The 17,279-nt window shown below is 59.5% G+C and carries 17 protein-coding genes; 10 read left to right on the top strand and 7 right to left on the bottom strand.

Annotated elements, in window-relative coordinates; translation table 11 throughout:
* Position 1 precedes the first annotated feature (1 nt).
* Positions 2-1,744 (top strand): peptidoglycan -binding protein, encoded by a 1,743-nt coding sequence (locus AC2FLU_RS18365; protein WP_480605195.1) that lies wholly within the window; start codon positions 2-4, stop codon positions 1,742-1,744.
* A gap of 244 nt (positions 1,745-1,988) precedes the next feature.
* On the opposite strand, the gene clpA is transcribed toward AC2FLU_RS18365, so the two are convergent.
* Together clpA and gloB are read right to left on the bottom strand one after the other, a co-directional pair.
* On the bottom strand, positions 1,989-4,313 hold the full coding sequence (gene clpA / locus AC2FLU_RS18360) for an ATP-dependent Clp protease ATP-binding subunit ClpA (RefSeq protein WP_480622104.1): 2,325 nt from the start codon (positions 4,311-4,313) through the stop codon (positions 1,989-1,991).
* Between the two features lie 174 nt (positions 4,314-4,487).
* A complete protein-coding gene (gene gloB, locus AC2FLU_RS18355; protein ID WP_480605199.1) occupies positions 4,488-5,255 on the bottom strand; it encodes a hydroxyacylglutathione hydrolase in 768 nt (255 codons plus the stop codon).
* Positions 5,256-5,316: 61 nt separating this feature from the next.
* Here gloB and AC2FLU_RS18350 point away from each other — a divergent pair, with 61 nt between their 5' ends.
* From AC2FLU_RS18350 to AC2FLU_RS18320, 7 genes are all read left to right on the top strand, one after another.
* On the top strand, positions 5,317-6,051 hold the full coding sequence (locus tag AC2FLU_RS18350; protein ID WP_496809386.1) for a class I SAM-dependent methyltransferase: 735 nt from the start codon (positions 5,317-5,319) through the stop codon (positions 6,049-6,051).
* Positions 6,052-6,353: 302 nt separating this feature from the next.
* The gene (locus AC2FLU_RS18345; RefSeq protein ID WP_496809354.1) at positions 6,354-6,914 is read left to right on the top strand and encodes a F0F1 ATP synthase subunit delta; all 561 of its coding nucleotides are present in this window, start codon (positions 6,354-6,356) and stop codon (positions 6,912-6,914) included.
* Complete coding sequence (gene atpA, locus AC2FLU_RS18340; protein ID WP_480475432.1) at positions 6,915-8,453, top strand: F0F1 ATP synthase subunit alpha; 1,539 nt, start codon at positions 6,915-6,917, stop codon at positions 8,451-8,453.
* 12 nt (positions 8,454-8,465) lie between these two features.
* Positions 8,466-9,341, top strand: a complete 876-nt coding sequence (locus AC2FLU_RS18335; RefSeq protein WP_480482282.1) for a F0F1 ATP synthase subunit gamma — start codon at positions 8,466-8,468, stop codon at positions 9,339-9,341.
* 20 nt (positions 9,342-9,361) lie between these two features.
* Positions 9,362-10,786: a F0F1 ATP synthase subunit beta gene (atpD, locus tag AC2FLU_RS18330; protein WP_480475437.1), complete on the top strand. Its 1,425-nt coding sequence runs from the start codon at positions 9,362-9,364 to the stop codon at positions 10,784-10,786.
* 12 nt (positions 10,787-10,798) lie between these two features.
* A complete protein-coding gene (locus AC2FLU_RS18325; RefSeq protein WP_209504801.1) occupies positions 10,799-11,209 on the top strand; it encodes a F0F1 ATP synthase subunit epsilon in 411 nt (136 codons plus the stop codon).
* Positions 11,210-11,323: 114 nt separating this feature from the next.
* Complete coding sequence (locus AC2FLU_RS18320; RefSeq protein WP_480553912.1) at positions 11,324-11,674, top strand: H-type lectin domain-containing protein; 351 nt, start codon at positions 11,324-11,326, stop codon at positions 11,672-11,674.
* A 28-nt stretch (positions 11,675-11,702) separates the two neighbouring features.
* Here AC2FLU_RS18320 and rpiB read toward each other — a convergent pair whose 3' ends face one another.
* Positions 11,703-12,152 carry a ribose 5-phosphate isomerase B gene (rpiB, locus tag AC2FLU_RS18315; RefSeq protein ID WP_480546146.1) on the bottom strand — a complete coding sequence of 150 codons (450 nt, stop codon included), beginning with the start codon at positions 12,150-12,152 and terminating at the stop codon, positions 11,703-11,705.
* Between the two features lie 105 nt (positions 12,153-12,257).
* Positions 12,258-13,277: a ribose-phosphate pyrophosphokinase gene (locus AC2FLU_RS18310; RefSeq protein WP_480553913.1), complete on the bottom strand. Its 1,020-nt coding sequence runs from the start codon at positions 13,275-13,277 to the stop codon at positions 12,258-12,260.
* A 107-nt stretch (positions 13,278-13,384) separates the two neighbouring features.
* Here AC2FLU_RS18310 and AC2FLU_RS18305 point away from each other — a divergent pair, with 107 nt between their 5' ends.
* On the top strand, positions 13,385-13,987 hold the full coding sequence (locus AC2FLU_RS18305; RefSeq protein ID WP_480919154.1) for a 2-hydroxychromene-2-carboxylate isomerase: 603 nt from the start codon (positions 13,385-13,387) through the stop codon (positions 13,985-13,987).
* 14 nt (positions 13,988-14,001) lie between these two features.
* Complete coding sequence (locus AC2FLU_RS18300) at positions 14,002-14,817, top strand: alpha/beta fold hydrolase (RefSeq protein WP_496809353.1); 816 nt, start codon at positions 14,002-14,004, stop codon at positions 14,815-14,817.
* On the opposite strand, the gene AC2FLU_RS18295 is transcribed toward AC2FLU_RS18300, so the two are convergent.
* Genes AC2FLU_RS18295 through AC2FLU_RS18285 form a run of 3 tightly spaced genes read right to left on the bottom strand, consistent with a single transcriptional unit; the run spans position 14,804 to position 17,240 of the window.
* Positions 14,804-15,838, bottom strand: coding sequence for a threonine aldolase family protein (locus AC2FLU_RS18295; RefSeq protein WP_480605204.1), 1,035 nt, complete (start codon positions 15,836-15,838; stop codon positions 14,804-14,806). The genes AC2FLU_RS18300 and AC2FLU_RS18295 overlap by 14 nt on opposite strands.
* Positions 15,838-16,311, bottom strand: a complete 474-nt coding sequence (locus AC2FLU_RS18290; protein ID WP_480519167.1) for a YcgN family cysteine cluster protein — start codon at positions 16,309-16,311, stop codon at positions 15,838-15,840. The genes AC2FLU_RS18295 and AC2FLU_RS18290 overlap by 1 nt, the downstream gene beginning before the upstream one ends.
* Complete coding sequence (locus tag AC2FLU_RS18285) at positions 16,308-17,240, bottom strand: bifunctional riboflavin kinase/FAD synthetase (protein WP_496809352.1); 933 nt, start codon at positions 17,238-17,240, stop codon at positions 16,308-16,310. Before AC2FLU_RS18285 ends, AC2FLU_RS18290 begins: the two co-directional genes overlap by 4 nt.
* Positions 17,241-17,279 lie beyond the last annotated feature (39 nt).

Genomic DNA, 17,279 nt, shown 5'->3' with positions numbered 1-17,279 from the left:
CATGGCGCTGTCCCGCCGCACCGGTCAACGGTTCCAGGGCTCGGTCTGGCCCGGTTTCGTCGACGCGATGACGGGGCTGTTGATGGTGCTGACCTTTGTGCTGACCATCTTCATGGTGATCCAGTTTGTGCTGCGCGAAACCATCTCGGGTCAGGAAGACGAACTGACCACATTGGCTGACGAAATCGCGGCGCTGGCGGGTGCGCTGGGGCTGGAAGAACGCGAAAACAGCCGGTTGCAGGCGCGCCTTGGGGCGTTGAATACCACCCTGTCTCAGGCTGAAGACGATCTGGCGCAAGCCCAGTCACTGATCGCGTCACTGACCACCGAGCGCGACCGCCAGGCTGCCGCTCTGGATCAGGCGCAGACCCGGATCACCAATTTTGAAGCGCAGGTGGCAGCCCTGCTGGCCGAACAGGAACGGGCACTGGGTGATATTGCAGTGCTTGAATCGCAGCGCGCGAAACTGCTGACCGAGCAAGAGGCGTTGAACCTGGCCCTTGCCCAAAGCCGCGAGGAAATCGACGCACAGACCGAAGCCGCCCGTTTGGCCGCTGCCCGTCGTGAAGCACTGGAAGCGCTGGTGGCGGATCTGGAGCAAGGCAGCGCCGACCGGGACGCCCAGATCACCACCCTTGAACAGCAGCTCAGCGATGAAGAAGCCGCCCGTCTGGCCGAAGCCGCCGCCGCCGAGGCGTTGCGTAACCGCCTTCTGGATGCCGATGCCGAGCTGACGGCCATGACACTTGCTCTAGAAGCGCAACGCAAAGAGGCCGAAGACACACTCACCCTGCTGGCCGCAGCACAGGCGGCGCGTGCCGCGTTGGAGCGTCAGTTTGGCGACGTGAACCCGGATGAACTGCGGGCCCAGCTTGAAGCCGCTTTGCAGGCGCAGACGCAAGCGCAGGCGGATGCTGATGCGCAACGCTCTCTGGCCGAGCAGCGGCAGGCCTTGTTGGACCTCGCCAATGCGACGCTTTCGGAAGAAAAAGAAATCTCTGTCGAAGCGCAGCGAGAAGCCGCACTGCTGAACCAGCAGATCGCCGCCTTGCGCGGGCAATTGGGCTCCTTGCAGTCGCTGCTAGACGATTTCGAAGAACGCAACGCCGCCGCCGAGGTGCAGATTCAGACGTTAGGGCAGGACCTGAACGCAGCGCTGGCCCGTGCCGCATCCGAAGAACGCAGGCGACGTCTACTGGAAGAAGCGGAACGCCTGCGTCTTGAGGCCGAGGCCGAGGCACTGGCCGGGCAGAACCAGGAATTGGCGGCACAGGCCGAGGATCTGCAACGCTATCGCTCGGAATTTTTTGGTCGTTTGCGGGATGTCCTTGGCGGTCAGGAAGGGGTGCGCATCGAAGGCGACCGGTTCGTGTTCTCGTCCGAGGTTCTGTTCCCGACCGGGTCCGCCGTGCTGTCCGAAGAAGGGCAGCAGGAGGTCGCCAAGGTGGCCAGCATCCTGCGCAGTGTCGCTGCTGAAATCCCGCCCGGTCTGAACTGGGTGATCCGGGTCGACGGCCACACCGACAACGTTCCTCTGGCGGGGTCGGGCCGGTATCGCGACAACTGGGAGCTCAGCCAGGGTCGCGCGCTGTCGGTTGTGCGCTATATGGTTGACGCGCTGGGCATTCCGCCCAACCGCCTTGCAGCCAACGGGTTTGGCGAATTCCAGCCCGTCAACCCCGCTGATACGCCGGAGGCACACGCGCAAAACCGCCGGATCGAGTTGAAGCTGACCGAAAGGTAAAGCCTCTGGCCCTCAGCAGCCACGAAAACAAGCCGCCGCCCCGCAACCGGTTATTGGCGATACCGGCCACAGTGACCAGAGCCGTTGGAGAATCAAGGCGGCGCATGTCAGACAGGCGTTTCACACGCAGTATAACCGAGACGCTAACGCGACCCCGGTCGAGTGGATGAGTCCTTGTCTGTGTTGGGCGAAACGAAGAAAACCCGCCTTGGTAGGCGGGTTTTCTGTTTGATGCGGTGGGCGATCAGTCTGCCGTCAGAAGCGGAGGCTTGTCACCCGAAATGCGCGGTTGATCCGGGCCAAGGATATCAAGATCCAGATCACCCTTCTTGACCGAGACACGGACCACACCGCCTTTTGCCAGCTTGCCAAACAGCAACTCTTCGGCCAGCGGTTTCTTGATGTATTCCTGAATGACACGGCCCAGCGGGCGCGCACCCATCTTGTCGTCATACCCTTTGTCCGCCAGCCATTCGGCGGCTTTGGGTGTCAGATCAATGGTCACACCACGATCCAGCAGTTGGGCTTCCAGTTGCAGGACGAATTTCTCGACCACCTGCAAAATGACCTCTTTCGGCAGCGGCGCGAACGAGATCACGGCATCCAGACGGTTGCGGAATTCCGGCGTGAACATGCGTTCAATCGCGGCAGTGTCTTCGCCCTCTCGACGGTCACGACCGAACCCGATCGCGGCCTTGGCCTGCTCTTGCGCCCCCGCGTTCGAGGTCATGATCAGCACCACGTTGCGGAAGTTCACTGTACGACCGTTATGGTCAGTCAGCTCGCCATGGTCCATCACCTGCAACAGGATGTTGAACACGTCCGGGTGCGCCTTTTCAATCTCGTCCAGCAGCAACACACAATGCGGATGCTGGTCGACACCGTCGGTCAGCAGACCCCCCTGATCGAACCCGACATAGCCCGGAGGTGCGCCGATCAGACGGCTGACCGCGTGTTTCTCCATGTATTCCGACATGTCGAAACGCAGCAGTTCAACGCCCAGCGTATCCGCCAGCTGTTTCGCCACCTCGGTCTTGCCCACACCGGTCGGACCGGCAAACAGATAGTTGCCGATGGGCTTTTCAGGCTCCCGCAGGCCGGCGCGCGCCAGTTTGATTGCGCTGGCCAGCGCCTCGATCGCCAGATTCTGCCCAAAGACCACCCGTTTCAGCGAGGCTTCGAGGTCTTTCAGCACCTCGGCATCGTCCTTGGTGACGTTCTTGGGCGGGATGCGGGCGATCTTGGCAACCACGGCCTCAATCTCTTTGACCCCGATGGTCTTGCGCCGTTTGCTTTCCGCCACCAGATGCTGCGCCGCGCCAGCCTCATCAATCACGTCGATGGCCTTGTCGGGCAGCTTGCGGTCGTTGATGTAACGTGCCGACAGCTCGACTGCGGTTCTGATCGCATCAGCGGTGTATTTGATGTCGTGATGTTTCTCAAAATAGGGTTTCAGACCGCGCAGGATCTTGACGCTGTCTTCAACCGAAGGTTCGTTCACATCGATCTTCTGGAACCGGCGCGACAGGGCTCGGTCCTTTTCAAAATGCTGTCGGAACTCTTTGTAGGTGGTCGAGCCCATGGTGCGCAGCTTGCCGCCCTGCAACGCAGGCTTCAGCAGGTTCGAGGCATCCATCGCCCCGCCCGAGGTTGCACCGGCACCGATCACGGTATGGATTTCGTCGATGAACAGCACTGCGTCGGGGTGCTCTTCCAGCTCGGTTACAACCGCCTTCAGGCGCTCTTCGAAATCGCCGCGATAACGGGTCCCGGCCAGCAGTGCGCCCATATCCAGCGAATAGATGGTGGTGTGTGCCAAGACATCTGGGGCTTCTCCGGCGACGATCTTGTGCGCCAGACCTTCGGCAATGGCGGTTTTGCCCACGCCCGGATCGCCCACCAGCAGCGGGTTGTTCTTGCGGCGGCGGCACAGCACCTGGATACAGCGTTCCACCTCATCCGCGCGCCCGATCAGCGGATCGACATCACCCGCGCGCGATTTCGCGTTCAGGTCAATGCAGTATTTCCCAAGCGCACTTTCTTTTTGTTCCGTGTCGCCGGATCCTGTCTGAGCTTCTTCTTCCACCTGATCCGCACCGGATACCGACCGGCTTTCACCATAAGCGGGGTCTTTGGCCACGCCATGGGCGATGAAATTGACCGCGTCGTACCGGGTCATGTCCTGTTCCTGAAGGAAATAGGCGGCATTGCTTTCGCGCTCGGCAAAAATGGCGACCAGTACATTGGCACCGGTCACTTCGGTCCTGCCCGAGCTTTGCACATGGATTGCGGCGCGCTGAATGACGCGCTGGAACGCTGCCGTCGGTACGGCTTCGGACCCGTCGATATCCGTGACCAGATTTGAAAGATCTTCGTCTATGAACTCAACCAGAGTGCTGCGCAACTCGTCCAGATCGACGCTGCACGCTTTCATGACGCGCACCGCATCGGGTTCTTCCAGAAGCGCCAGCAGCAAATGCTCCAGCGTTGCAAATTCGTGTCGCCGTTCATTCGCAGCCGCAAGGGCCGCGTGGATGGCTTGTTCCAGTGTGCTCGAGAATGAAGGCACGCGGGTGCTCCTCTGTCTTGGGTCAGAAGGGGGCGGGCTTTCGGCCGGAACCCCATCCCAACCATGTCCTCATACTATTAGAGTTTGGTTGATCGTGGCCCGGCTTCAAGGGTTTTCTTTCACTTGACAGTCACATTTGTTGTGACCGTGGCCGTGAAGAGGGGCAAATAAGCATCAGAACCTGTCTTTTCTACCCCGGATTTCGGCGAAAACCGCCGCAGGATCGGCGTTTGCCATACCAAGATGGGCCTGAATCGCCGGATCAGTGGCCCTCAGGAACGGGTTGGTGGCTTTTTCAAGCGCCAAAATCGACGGAACAGTGGCTTCGCCAGCGGCGCGGGCGCGGTCGATATCGGCAATTCGCTGTTTCAACGCAGCGTTCTCGGGATCGACGGTAATGGCGAATTTTGCGTTGGATTGTGTATATTCATGCCCCGAACAGACCAGAGTGTCGTCCGGCAAAGCGGCCAGCTTGCTCAGCGACGCCCACATCTGCGCCGGGCTGCCTTCGAACAGACGTCCACATCCGAGGGCCATCAGGCTGTCAGCGGTAAAGACGACCGCGCTTTGCGGAAGATAAAACGCGATATGACCAACCGTGTGCCCCGAAACGTCCATCACCTCGACTGGTTCGCCACCGACCTCAAAGCTGTCGCCTTCGGCAACCTGCTGGTCCAGCGGGGGCAGGCGGTGCGCGTCGGCGGCCGCACCGATGACCATTGTAGGGTGTTTGGCCAGAATTTCGGCTAGCCCTTCAACGTGATCCCAGTGATGATGGGTCAGCAGCACATGTGACAACGCCCATCCCCGATCTTCCAGCGCCGCAAGAATCGGCGTGGCTTCTGGGGCATCGATCAGCGCAGTCTGGCCATTGCCGCTGTCATGGGCCAGAAAGGCGTAATTGTCGCTGAGGCACGGGATTGTAACGATTTCAAGAGGCATGGCCTTTTGCCCTTTCATTGCTAGACTGCGCCCAGCTAAGCCGATTGACCGGATGTCCGCAATGCATCTTGATGTGCAGGATCTGAGGAACTTCTACTACCGCAGCACCCTTGGGCGCGCGGCACAGGCGGCTATTCGCGGGCGGCTGACCGAGCTCTGGCCCGAAGCCAAAGGTCAGACAGTTGCCGGTTTTGGCTTTGCCGTGCCGCTGTTGCGCCCTTATCTGGCCGATGCGCGCCGGGTCATCGGGCTGATGCCCGGCCCGCAAGGTGTGATGCCCTGGCCTGCGGGGATGCCCAATGTCTCGGTCCTGACGGAAGAGACCCGGTGGCCCATTGAAACCGGTCACGTGGACAAGCTTGTGGTGATGCACGGGCTGGAGACGTCCGAGCGGCCAAACCAGCTGCTCGAGGAATGCTGGCGCGTTCTGGGCCCCGGTGGCAGGGCCGTGTTCATTGTTCCGAACCGGGCGGGTCTGTGGTCACGTATGGACAAAACGCCATTTGGCTTTGGCCGTCCCTATTCCGCCACTCAGCTGGAAAATCAGCTCAGGTCGCACTACTTCCTGCCCGAGGCGCATTGCTCGGCTCTTTACATGCCGCCGTCCTTCCGGCGGTTCTGGTTGAAGTCGGGCAGTCTGATCGAAAAAACTGGCCAGCGCATTCCAACTGTCATGGCGGGCGGGGTGTTGATGGTCGAGGTCACAAAGAACATTCATCCGCCCCGGGGCAATGTCACCAAAGATGCCATCAGGAAGCCTATCAAGGCGCTTGATGGTCTGCTAAAGCCTGCGTGACAACCGTGTGCATCCCAAAGTGACAAATTCGCGAGAAAAAAGTCACAGGAATCGCAAAAACCTGCATATTCGTAACATTTTTCAACTGCCGCGACCGGTCCAAACGGTCGCACTTGGTGTAAGTGTATGAAAATTAACATTTTGTGGATAAATCTGTTACCGCTATAGCGTATTGCTTGGTTGGTTCACCTCTGCTACATCCCCGGTGATTTTGATCCCCGACCGTCTGGCCGGGGTTTCCTCACGCCCCAAGGTAGCGGCCGCTACCCAAAATCGGGGCCTCAAATATCGGAAGGGTGGACGTGTCCGAACCAGCTTCGATTTCCACAGGCATCGCCGAGCGCTATGCCACCGCGATCTTCGAGATCGCAAAAGAGAATAATGACCTTGCGGGTCTGGAATCCGGCATCAATGATCTGGCAGCAGCACTGGGCGACAGTGCCGACCTGCGCGACCTGATCGCATCGCCGCTGGTTTCGCGTACTCGGCAGGAAGCTGCGATCACCGCAATTGCTGACAAGATGGGCCTGAACGCCATCCTGCGCAATACGCTGGGTCTGATGGCGCAGAAACGCCGCCTGTTTGTTGTGCCGCAACTGGTGCAGGTGCTGCGTGACATGCTGGCTGATGAGCGTGGCGAAGTGACCGCCGATGTCGCCTCGGCCAAGGCGCTGACCAAGACACAACTGGAAAAACTGTCCAAGACGCTGTCCGAGCGTGTGGGCAAGACCGTAACTATCAATGCGACCGTTGATGAAAGCCTCATCGGCGGTCTTGTCGTCAAAGTGGGCTCGAAAATGATCGACAGTTCGATCCGTTCGAAGCTGAACTCCCTACAGAATGCAATGAAAGAGGTCGGATAAATGGGAATCCAAGCTGCAGAGATTTCTGCAATCCTGAAGGACCAGATCAAGAATTTTGGTCAGGAAGCCGAAGTGGCCGAGATCGGTCGCGTGCTGAGCGTCGGTGACGGGATTGCCCGTGTATATGGCCTGGACAACGTTCAAGCCGGTGAGATGGTCGAATTCCCCGGCGGTATCATGGGGATGGCGCTGAACTTGGAAAGCGACAACGTCGGTGTCGTTATCTTCGGTTCTGACCGTGACATCAAAGAAGGTGACACCGTCAAGCGCACAAACTCGATCGTGGACGTTCCAATCGGTGACGAGCTGCTGGGCCGTGTTGTTGACGGTCTGGGCAACCCGCTGGACGGCAAAGGTCCGATCAATGCCACCAAGCGCGGCGTTGCAGACGTCAAAGCACCCGGTATCATTCCGCGTAAATCGGTGCACGAACCGATGGCAACCGGCCTGAAATCGGTTGACGCGATGATCCCGATTGGCCGTGGCCAGCGCGAGCTGATCATTGGTGACCGCCAGACCGGTAAAACCGCCGTGGCTCTGGACACCATCCTGAACCAGAAAGTCTATAACGAAGCAGCGGGCGACGACGAGTCGAAGAAACTGTACTGCGTTTACGTTGCGATCGGTCAGAAGCGTTCGACCGTTGCCCAGCTGGTGAAGAAACTGGAAGAATCCGGTGCGATTGAATATTCGATCGTTGTCGCCGCAACCGCGTCCGACCCGGCACCGATGCAGTTCCTGGCACCCTATGCCGCAACCGCGATGGCAGAATATTTCCGTGACAATGGCCGTCACGCGCTGATCATCTATGATGACCTGTCGAAACAGGCCGTGTCCTATCGTCAGATGTCGCTGTTGCTGCGTCGCCCGCCGGGCCGCGAAGCCTATCCGGGTGACGTTTTCTACCTCCACTCCCGCCTGCTGGAACGTTCGGCAAAGCTGAACGAAGACTTCGGTGCTGGTTCGCTGACGGCTCTGCCGGTTATCGAGACCCAGGGTGGTGACGTTTCCGCCTTTATTCCGACCAACGTGATCTCGATCACCGACGGTCAGATCTTCCTGGAAACCGAACTGTTCTATCAGGGCATCCGTCCTGCTGTGAACACCGGTCTGTCGGTTTCGCGTGTGGGCTCGTCGGCTCAGACCGACGCGATGAAATCGGTTGCCGGTCCGGTCAAGCTGGAACTGGCTCAGTATCGCGAAATGGCGGCCTTTGCGCAGTTTGGTTCCGACCTCGACGCCGCAACCCAGCAGCTTCTGAACCGTGGTGCGCGCCTGACCGAGCTGATGAAGCAGCCGCAGTACTCGCCGCTGACCAACGCGGAAATCGTCTGCGTCATCTTCGCTGGCACCAACGGCTATCTCGACAAGATCGATGTATCTGACGTTGGCCGCTACGAGGCCGGTCTGCTGGCGCATCTGCGCGGCAAGCACGCAGACCTGCTGAAGTGGATCACCGACGAAGATCCAAAGATCAAAGGTGAAGCGTCCGACAAACTCAAAGCAGCGATCGACGAATACGCCGCGACCTTCGCTTGATAGGAGGTTCCGATGCCTAGTCTGAAGGACCTTAAAAACAGGATCGAGTCGGTCAAATCGACCCGCAAGATCACCAAGGCCATGCAGATGGTCGCGGCCGCAAAACTGCGCCGCGCCCAGGAATCTGCCGAAGCCTCGCGCCCTTATGCCGAGCGGTTCAATGCCGTGATGGCGGGGCTGGCGGCGTCGGTTGGGGGCAGCGACAGCGCCCCCAAGCTGCTCCGTGGTACGGGCAGTGATGATGTCCATCTGCTGGTTGTGCTGACAGCTGAACGCGGCCTGTGTGGCGGCTTCAACTCGAACATCGCCAAGCTGGCCCGCCAGAAGGCGGAAGAGCTGCGCGGCAAGGGCAAGACGGTCAAGATCCTGACCGTCGGCAAGAAAGGCCGTGACGCGCTCAAGCGTGATTTTGGCGATTTGTTCGTTGGGCATGTGGACCTGAGTGAGGTCAAGCGTCTGGGTTATTCCAACGCGCAGGACATCGCAAAGGACATCCTGTCCCGCTTCGACGGGGGCGAGTTCGACGTTGCCACGATCTTCTATTCGAAGTTCGTCAACGTTGTGACCCAGATCCCGACGGCACAGCAGGTCATCCCCGCCTCGTTCGAGGAATCGGAAGGTGACGACAGCGGTGCCATCTTCGACTACGAGCCCAGCGAAGAGGCCATTCTGGCCGACTTGCTGCCCAAGGGGGTTGCGACCGCGATCTTCTCGGCTCTGCTCGAAAACGGAGCGTCTGAACAGGGCGCGCGGATGTCCGCAATGGACAACGCGACGCGCAACGCGGGTGAGATGATCGACAAGCTGACGATCCAGTTCAACCGCTCGCGTCAGGCCGTGATCACCAACGAGCTGATTGAAATTATTTCCGGCGCCGAGGCGCTGTAGAGACAAACCGGAGACGAAACATGGCGAATGCAAAAGGCAAAGTCACACAGATCATCGGGGCCGTCGTCGACGTGCACTTCGAAGATCAGCTGCCTGAAATTCTGAACGCGCTGGAAACCACCAACAATGGCAAGCGCCTGGTGTTGGAAGTTGCTCAGCACCTGGGTGAAAACACTGTCCGCACCATCGCGATGGACGCGACCGAAGGTCTGGTCCGTGGCGAAGTGGTCACCGACACCGGTTCACCGATCTCGGTTCCGGTTGGCAATGCCACCCTGGGCCGCATCCTGAACGTCGTCGGCGAGCCGATCGACGAAAAAGGTCCGGTAGAGGCGACCGAAGTTCGCGCTATCCACCAGCCCGCACCGACCTTTGCCGAACAGTCGACCGAGTCGGAAGTTCTGGTCACCGGCATCAAGGTGGTTGACCTGCTGGCCCCTTACGCCAAAGGCGGTAAGATTGGCCTGTTTGGCGGCGCCGGCGTTGGTAAAACTGTTCTGATCATGGAACTGATCAACAACATCGCAAAAGTGCACTCGGGCTTCTCGGTGTTTGCGGGTGTTGGTGAACGGACCCGTGAAGGCAACGACCTGTACCACGAGATGATCGAATCGAACGTGATCAAGCCGGACAACCTGTCGGAAAGCCAGGTGGCCCTGGTTTACGGTCAGATGAACGAGCCTCCGGGTGCGCGTGCGCGTGTTGCTCTGACCGGACTGACCCTGGCCGAGCAGTTCCGCGACCAGTCTGGTACCGACGTTCTGTTCTTCGTCGACAACATCTTCCGCTTCACGCAGGCGGGTTCCGAAGTGTCGGCTCTGCTGGGTCGTATCCCGTCCGCTGTGGGCTACCAGCCGACACTGGCCACTGACATGGGTGCCCTGCAGGAACGCATCACCTCGACAAAGGCCGGATCGATCACTTCGGTGCAGGCGATCTACGTGCCTGCGGACGACTTGACCGACCCCGCGCCGGCAACTTCGTTTGCGCACCTCGACGCGACCACCGTTCTCAACCGTGCGATCTCGGAAAAGGGTATCTACCCTGCGGTTGACCCGCTCGACTCGACCTCGCGCCTGCTCGACCCGGCCATCGTCGGGGAAGAGCACTACAAGGTTGCGACCGACGTTCAGCAGATCCTCCAGCGCTACAAGTCGCTGCAGGACATCATCGCCATCCTCGGCATGGACGAACTGTCGGAAGAGGACAAGCTGACCGTGGCCCGTGCCCGTAAGATCGAACGCTTCCTGTCACAGCCGTTCGACGTGGCCGAGGTCTTCACCGGCTCGCCGGGGGTTCAGGTTCCTCTGGATGTCACCATCTCGTCGTTCAAGGCCGTTGTGGCTGGCGAATACGATCACCTGCCCGAAGCAGCCTTCCTGATGGTTGGCGGCATCGACGAAGTGATCGCCAAAGCCGAAAAAATGGCAGCAGCAGCCGCCTAAGGAGTATCCCTGATGGCAAACACGATGCATTTCGACCTCGTCAGCCCCGAGCGGAGCTTAGCTTCGCTCGAGGTCACCGCGGTCCAGATTCCCGGCGCAGACGGGGACATGACGGCGATGCCCGATCACGCCCCCACCATCACAACGCTGCGCCCCGGTCTGCTGAAGGTTGAGGCACCCGAAGGGTCCAGCGAATACCTGGTCACCGGCGGGTTTGCCCAGATCAACGGCGACAGCCTGTCGGTTCTGGCCGAAAAGGCGGTTCCGGTTTCGGAAATCACCCGTTCGCATATGGACGAGCTGATTGCCGAGGCACGCGCCTCGCACGAAGCGGCAAAGGGCGGCGACGATATGTCGATCGTCGACGAAGCCGCCAAGCTGCTGGCCGACATGGAAGCGCTTGGGACGCATATGAGCCTGTAATTGGCTTAACAGTGAAAAATTGGAACGGCCTCGCGATTGCGGGGCCGTTTTTTTGTCGTGCTTTTGCCAAAAAGCAGGGATAAGTTGCGGAAATTCAAGTATAATGATGAAAACATGAAAAAATTTCTGACCCATCCCATTGGCATCGATCAAGGTGAAAGTGTTCTGTTTTCGGAATTTGCCGAAGGCGGGGACATGTGGACTGGCGAAGGCCCCCGCGAACGTCGGAAACCCATCCAATTCAAGGACACGTTTCTTAGCCCGCCCATGGTTCAGATCGGGATTTCCCTTTGGGATGTCGACACATCATCAGCCCTGCGCGCCGAGGTTCAGGCAGAAAATGTCACCACAGAAGGGTTTGAAGCGGTGTTTCGTACATGGTCCGACACGCGGATTGCCCGCATCCGGATCAGCTGGACCGCGTTTGGAGAGGTGGCACACCCGGACGACTGGGACATTTCCTGATCCTGGGCTTGCAGGACAGGCGCAGGCCTCAGTCGTCCTGCGCTTCGATCATATCGACCCGTGTGGCGTGGCGGCCGCCTTCAAATTCGGCACCCAGAAACGCATCCACAATATCCAGCGCCTGTCCTTCGCCGACAACACGCGCGCCAATCGACAGCATATTGGCATTGTTATGCTGGCGGATCATCCGGGCGGAAAACGCGTCCGAACAGACGCCGCAGCGAATGCCGGGCACCTTGTTTGCGGCCATCATGATGCCCTGACCCGTGCCGCAGAGGATTATCCCCAATCCGCAATCACCCGAGGCAACAGTCAGTGCCGCGGCCTTGCCGTGTTTGGGGTAATGGGTGCTTTCCGGGGTCGTCGGCCCGATATCGACCACGTCCCATCCTTGCTGCGCGATGTGGTTGGCCACGGCCTGACGCAGCTCGATTGCCGCGTGGTCGCTGGAAAGAACAATGCGTTTGTTGCCAGTCATGGAGATCGGTCCGCTTGTGTCGCTGATCGCGCGCATGAGGCAGACTTGTGCGCAATCGGTGGTTCAAAAAGAAAGGGACGACACATTCTGTCGACCCGTCCAAACTCAATCCATCTGGTACATGGATTCGTAGATCGGCGTCAGCGTCTTGTCTTCGAACAGGGATGACACGCTGGTTCCGTTCCAGATGTTCAGGATCGCCTGTGTAAAGATTGGCGCAGTCGGAACAATCCGGATGTTCTTGGCGCTCAATATCTCTTTGGTTGGCTGGATCGTATCGGTCAGCACCAGCGACTTCATCACCGAATTTGTCACCCGTTCCACCGCAGGGCCACTCATGACGCCATGCGTGATGTAGGAATGAACTTCTTTCGCACCGTTATCCAGCAGCACCTGCGCCGCCTTGCACAGCGTTCCGGCGGTGTCGCACATGTCGTCCACGATCAGGCAGATCTTGTCCTTCACATCCCCGATCACGGTCATCTCGGCCACTTCGCCCGCTTTCTCGCGGCGCTTGTCCACGATCGACAAAGGGGCGTTGATCCGCTTGGCCAGTTCACGCGCGCGGGCCACGCCGCCCACGTCAGGTGAAACGACCATGATTTCATCCAGATTTCCCTTGAACTGATGCCTCACATCCAGCGCAAAGATGGGCGAGGCATAAAGGTTGTCCACGGGCATATCGAAAAAGCCCTGAATCTGGGCCGCATGCAAGTCCATGGTCAGGATCCGTTCGATCCCGGCCCCTGTCAGCATGTTGGCCACCAGCTTGGCGCTGATGGGCGTGCGGGCCTTGGTGCGACGGTCCTGACGGGCGTACCCGAAATACGGGATCACGGCGGTGATCCGCTGCGCGGACGACCGGCGCAGCGCATCGGCAATGATCAGCAGTTCCATCAGGTTGTCATTGGCCGGGTTCGAGGTCGGTTGGATAATGAACATATCCTCGCCGCGCACATTTTCGAACACTTCCACGAAAATCTCACCGTCGTTGAACCGTTCGACACGCGCATCGACCAGACCCTGATCAACGCCTCGGTACAGGCTCATGCGGCGTGCGATGGCTTGGGCAAGCGGAAGGTTGGCGTTCCCAGCGATAAGCTTGGGTTCGTGAAGTGTCGGCATCGGCTGAGGTCCCCGGGCAGCAATGGCAATGTGACAGAATCGTGATGTTGACACCGCTTAGCATGGCCTTACCGTCCCGCAAAGGTAACGCAGCGGAGAAAGTGCACATGACCCAGATTGACTACTTTTTTGCGACACTCTCGCCCTATTCCTATCTGGCAGGGATGCGGTTGGAAGAAATCGCGGCGAAACACGGCGCGACGATCAACTATAAGCCGCTGGACATTATCGCCCTGTTCGCGCGCACCGGGGGGACCCCTCCGAAAGACCGGCATATCTCTCGTATCGAGTACCGCGCACAGGAGCTGCTGCGCCAATCGAAGAATCTGGGGATGGAGTTCAATCTGAAACCCGCGCACTGGCCGACCAACATGGCCCTGTCATCTTATGCGGTTATTGCCGCGATCAAGGACGGCTCGGGCGATGTGGGTAAGCTGTGTCATAGCTTCCTTCGCGCCTGCTGGGCCGAGGAAAAGGATATCGCACAGGACGATGTCATCCGCGAATGTCTGACGCAAGCCGGGTTTGATCCCGGTCTGGCAGACAGCGGCTTGCTGGTGGGGGCAGAAACCTATGCCGCCAACCTCGAGGAAGCCGTGGATCGGGGTGTCTTCGGCGCACCGTTCTACATCACGCCCGACGACCAGCGGTTCTGGGGTCAGGACAGGCTGGACGATCTGGACCGGCATCTGGCCGAGATGAACGGGTGACGGTCAGGGCCACGATGCAATCCGTTTTCGTCAGGCACTTGGGTGAGGGGGAGCGGAAACTGCTCGCCCTCCATTGCACGATTGCGCATTCCGGTGCCTGGTCAGGTTTGGCCAGTGCGCTGAATGGCTGTGCGACATTTGTTGCCCCGGATATGCCGTCGCATGGGCGCAGCCCGGATTGGGACGGGCAGGTTGATTTCTTTGACGCAGTGACAAGACCGGCCTTGGCTGAATTGACGAAACCCATGGATGTGATCGGGCATTCCTTTGGGGCGATGATCGCACTCAGGTTGGCGATTGAACATCCCGAGCGCGTGCGCAGCCTGATCCTGATCGAACCCGTGTTCTTTGCAGTTGCGAAACAGGATGCGCCGCTGTTGTTCGAACAGCACGAACGGGACTCCGAGCCAGTCAGTGCGGCCTTCGCGTCTGGTGACAAGGTTTTGGCCGCGCGCCTGTTCAACAGGGCGTGGAGCACGAAGATCAGCCCCAAATGGCCTGATTTGCCCGAGCGCACGCGGGCAAATATGGTGCGTGGAATCGATGCGGTTCCGGCTGTACACCCTGTGCTCTATGACGATCAGGCAGGGTTGCTTGACCCGGATCGGCTCCGGCGCGCATCGATGCCGACCCTGTTGCTGAGCGGGTCAGGGACGCCGCCGGTGATCCACGCGATTTGCGCAGGGCTGCAACGGCGCCTGCCTGATGCGCGCCATGAACGCATCAACGGCGCAGGGCACATGCTGCCGATTTCACACCCTGATGAAACCGGCGCTTTGCTGCGGGCGTTCTGGCAGGCCAACGCCCCGTTAGGCGTCAAAGCAGATTGAGAAACTGATCGATCTCCGCCGCTCCGATGGACCAGTCGCAAACCAGCCTGCACGCGAGGTTTTCGTTGTTATCCTCGCCTTCCAGCTCTGCACCCCAAAGGTGATAAACCGCGCCTGCCTTGTGCAGTTGCTTGTGCTTCGCGCGTGGGAATGAGGCAAAGATCATATTGGCCTGCGGTTCGTGCAGAAATGCGGCCCCCTTGGCGCGCAACCCCTCGGCCAAGCGGGCGCAGTTGTCATTGGCCTGACGCGCCATCTTCAGCCACAGGTCGTCTTCCAGATAGGCCGCCATCTGAGCGGACAGATAGCGGTGTTTGGAAAACAGATGCGCCCCGCGCTTGCGCCGCAGCTCAAACTCCCAGGCTTTGCTTTCATCAAAGAACACAACCGCCTCGACACCCATGAGACCGTTCTTGGTGCCACCAAAACTGACAGCATCTACACCTGCTTTCCATGTCATATCCGCAGGGGAACAGTTCAGCGCAACCAACGCGTTGGTAAAGCGCGCGCCGTCCAGATGCACGGGCAGGCCGTAAGTCTTGGCGACCTCGCACAGGGCCTGTAACTCTGCCAGCGAATAGACCGATCCGCGCTCGGTCACTTGTGTGATCGACACGGGTCCGCGCTGCGGCCCATGCACACCGCGTGTTTCCTCGCCCAGAATTGACCCGCGCAAAGCCTCAGGGGTCATCTTGTCTCCGCCCGGTACCAGGGTCAGCTTGGCGCCGCTGTAAAACTCCGGTGCGTTGCATTCGTCCTCGTGGATATGCGCGACTGGGGAACAGAAGACCGTTTCCCAAGGCTTTGACAATGTTGCAAGGGCGAGCGAATTCGCTGCTGTCCCGGTCGCCACCAGATAGACCGCAGCACCCGGAGCCTCGAATATACTGCGGATACGGTCGCGCACCTCGTTCATCAGCGTATCCGCGCCATAGGCCATCTGATAGCCCTGATTGACCTCGGCCAGCCTGGCCATGACCTGTGGATGAACCGGCCCGGAATTGTCAGACGCGAAATGCATCAGCTTGGCTCCTCGATTATGTAATCTTCCCACTCTTCCATGGGTGTCTCAAACTCAGACACCGTGCGCCCCTGAACCGAGATCCCGGCAGCGTGCACACTGTCCGCTGTACCAGATATCAACGGGTGCCAGTCGTAAAGCGGTTTGCCTTCCCACAGCAACCGATACGCGCAGGTTTGCGGCAACCAATAGGCATGTTCGTCGATATTGTCGGGGGTCATGACGATGCATTCGGGCACGAATTGATGCCGGATGTCGTATTGTACGCAGCGGCAGCTTTCATCATCCAGCAAGCGGCATGCGACGCAGGTCAGGGCCACCTCGCCCGTGTCTTCATCTTCCAGCTTGTTCAGGCAGCATTTGCCGCAGCCATCACACAACGCCTCCCACTCGCGCTGGTTCATTTGGCGCAGGGGTTTGCGCTCCCAAAACCGGGCAGGCAGGCCCGCGCGTTCAATCGGATCAACACTCATAGGGCGGTCAATATACCGCGGGCCTGTTCGCAGTCGGCATCCATCTGCGTGATCAGACTCTCCAGCCCGTCGAATGTCATCTCGGGGCGCAGAAAGTCGATCAGACCCACCGACAGGGTCGCCCCGTACAGATCGCCCGAAAAGTCGAACAGGAAGGTTTCGATATTGGGCACCTGGCCGTTAAACATCGGGCGCACCCCGATCGAGGCCGCACCGTGATAGCTGCTCTTATGCGGCCCATCCAACACATCCACCAGTACGGCGTAGACACCGAATTTTGGCGGATGCAGCCCTTCGATGGACATGTTCGCGGTGGGAAAGCCCAGCTCGCGCCCGCGCTGTTCGCCCCCGATCACTTCGCCTTCGATCCGGTGCCAGTGTCCCAGCATCGCGGCTGCGTCCCGTGGGCGGCCGTCGCTCAGCGCGGTGCGAATGGCGGTTGAGGATACAACATTTTCCGACCGTTCCATCAAAGGCGCAATCGTCACACCGAACCCCATGTCCTGCCCGAACTTCACCAGATCCTGCGCCGTGCCACTGCGGCCCTTGCCAAAGCAGAAATCGGCACCCACCACGACATGCGACAGGCCCAGCCCGTCGCAGATCACGTTGCGCGCAAACTCCATTGGCGAAAGCCCGGCCAGCGCGGCGTTGAACGGCAGTTCATAAAGCTTCTCTACGCCCAGCTTCTCCAGCCGGTGCGCTCGCGCATTGCCCCGCATCAGGCGGAACGGAGGCGCGTCAGGCGCAAAATACTCCCGCGGATGCGGCTCGAAGGTCAACACACCCAGCGGCGCGTCCGGCGCTGCATTACGGGCCAGTTCAATGACCGACTGATGCCCCAAATGAACGCCGTCGAAATTCCCGATTGCCACGCTGGCGCCGCGATCTTCTGGCTGGACGAACTGGATATCCCGGATGATGTGCATAGACGATTGCGTAGCGGCGCGAGTCAATTTGTTCAAGCG

The sequence above is a fragment of the Ruegeria sp. SAZD013 genome, from assembly GCF_059612525.1.
The sequence above is the reverse complement of the archived record's forward strand: the minus strand, read 5'-3'. Positions and strand labels throughout refer to the sequence as shown.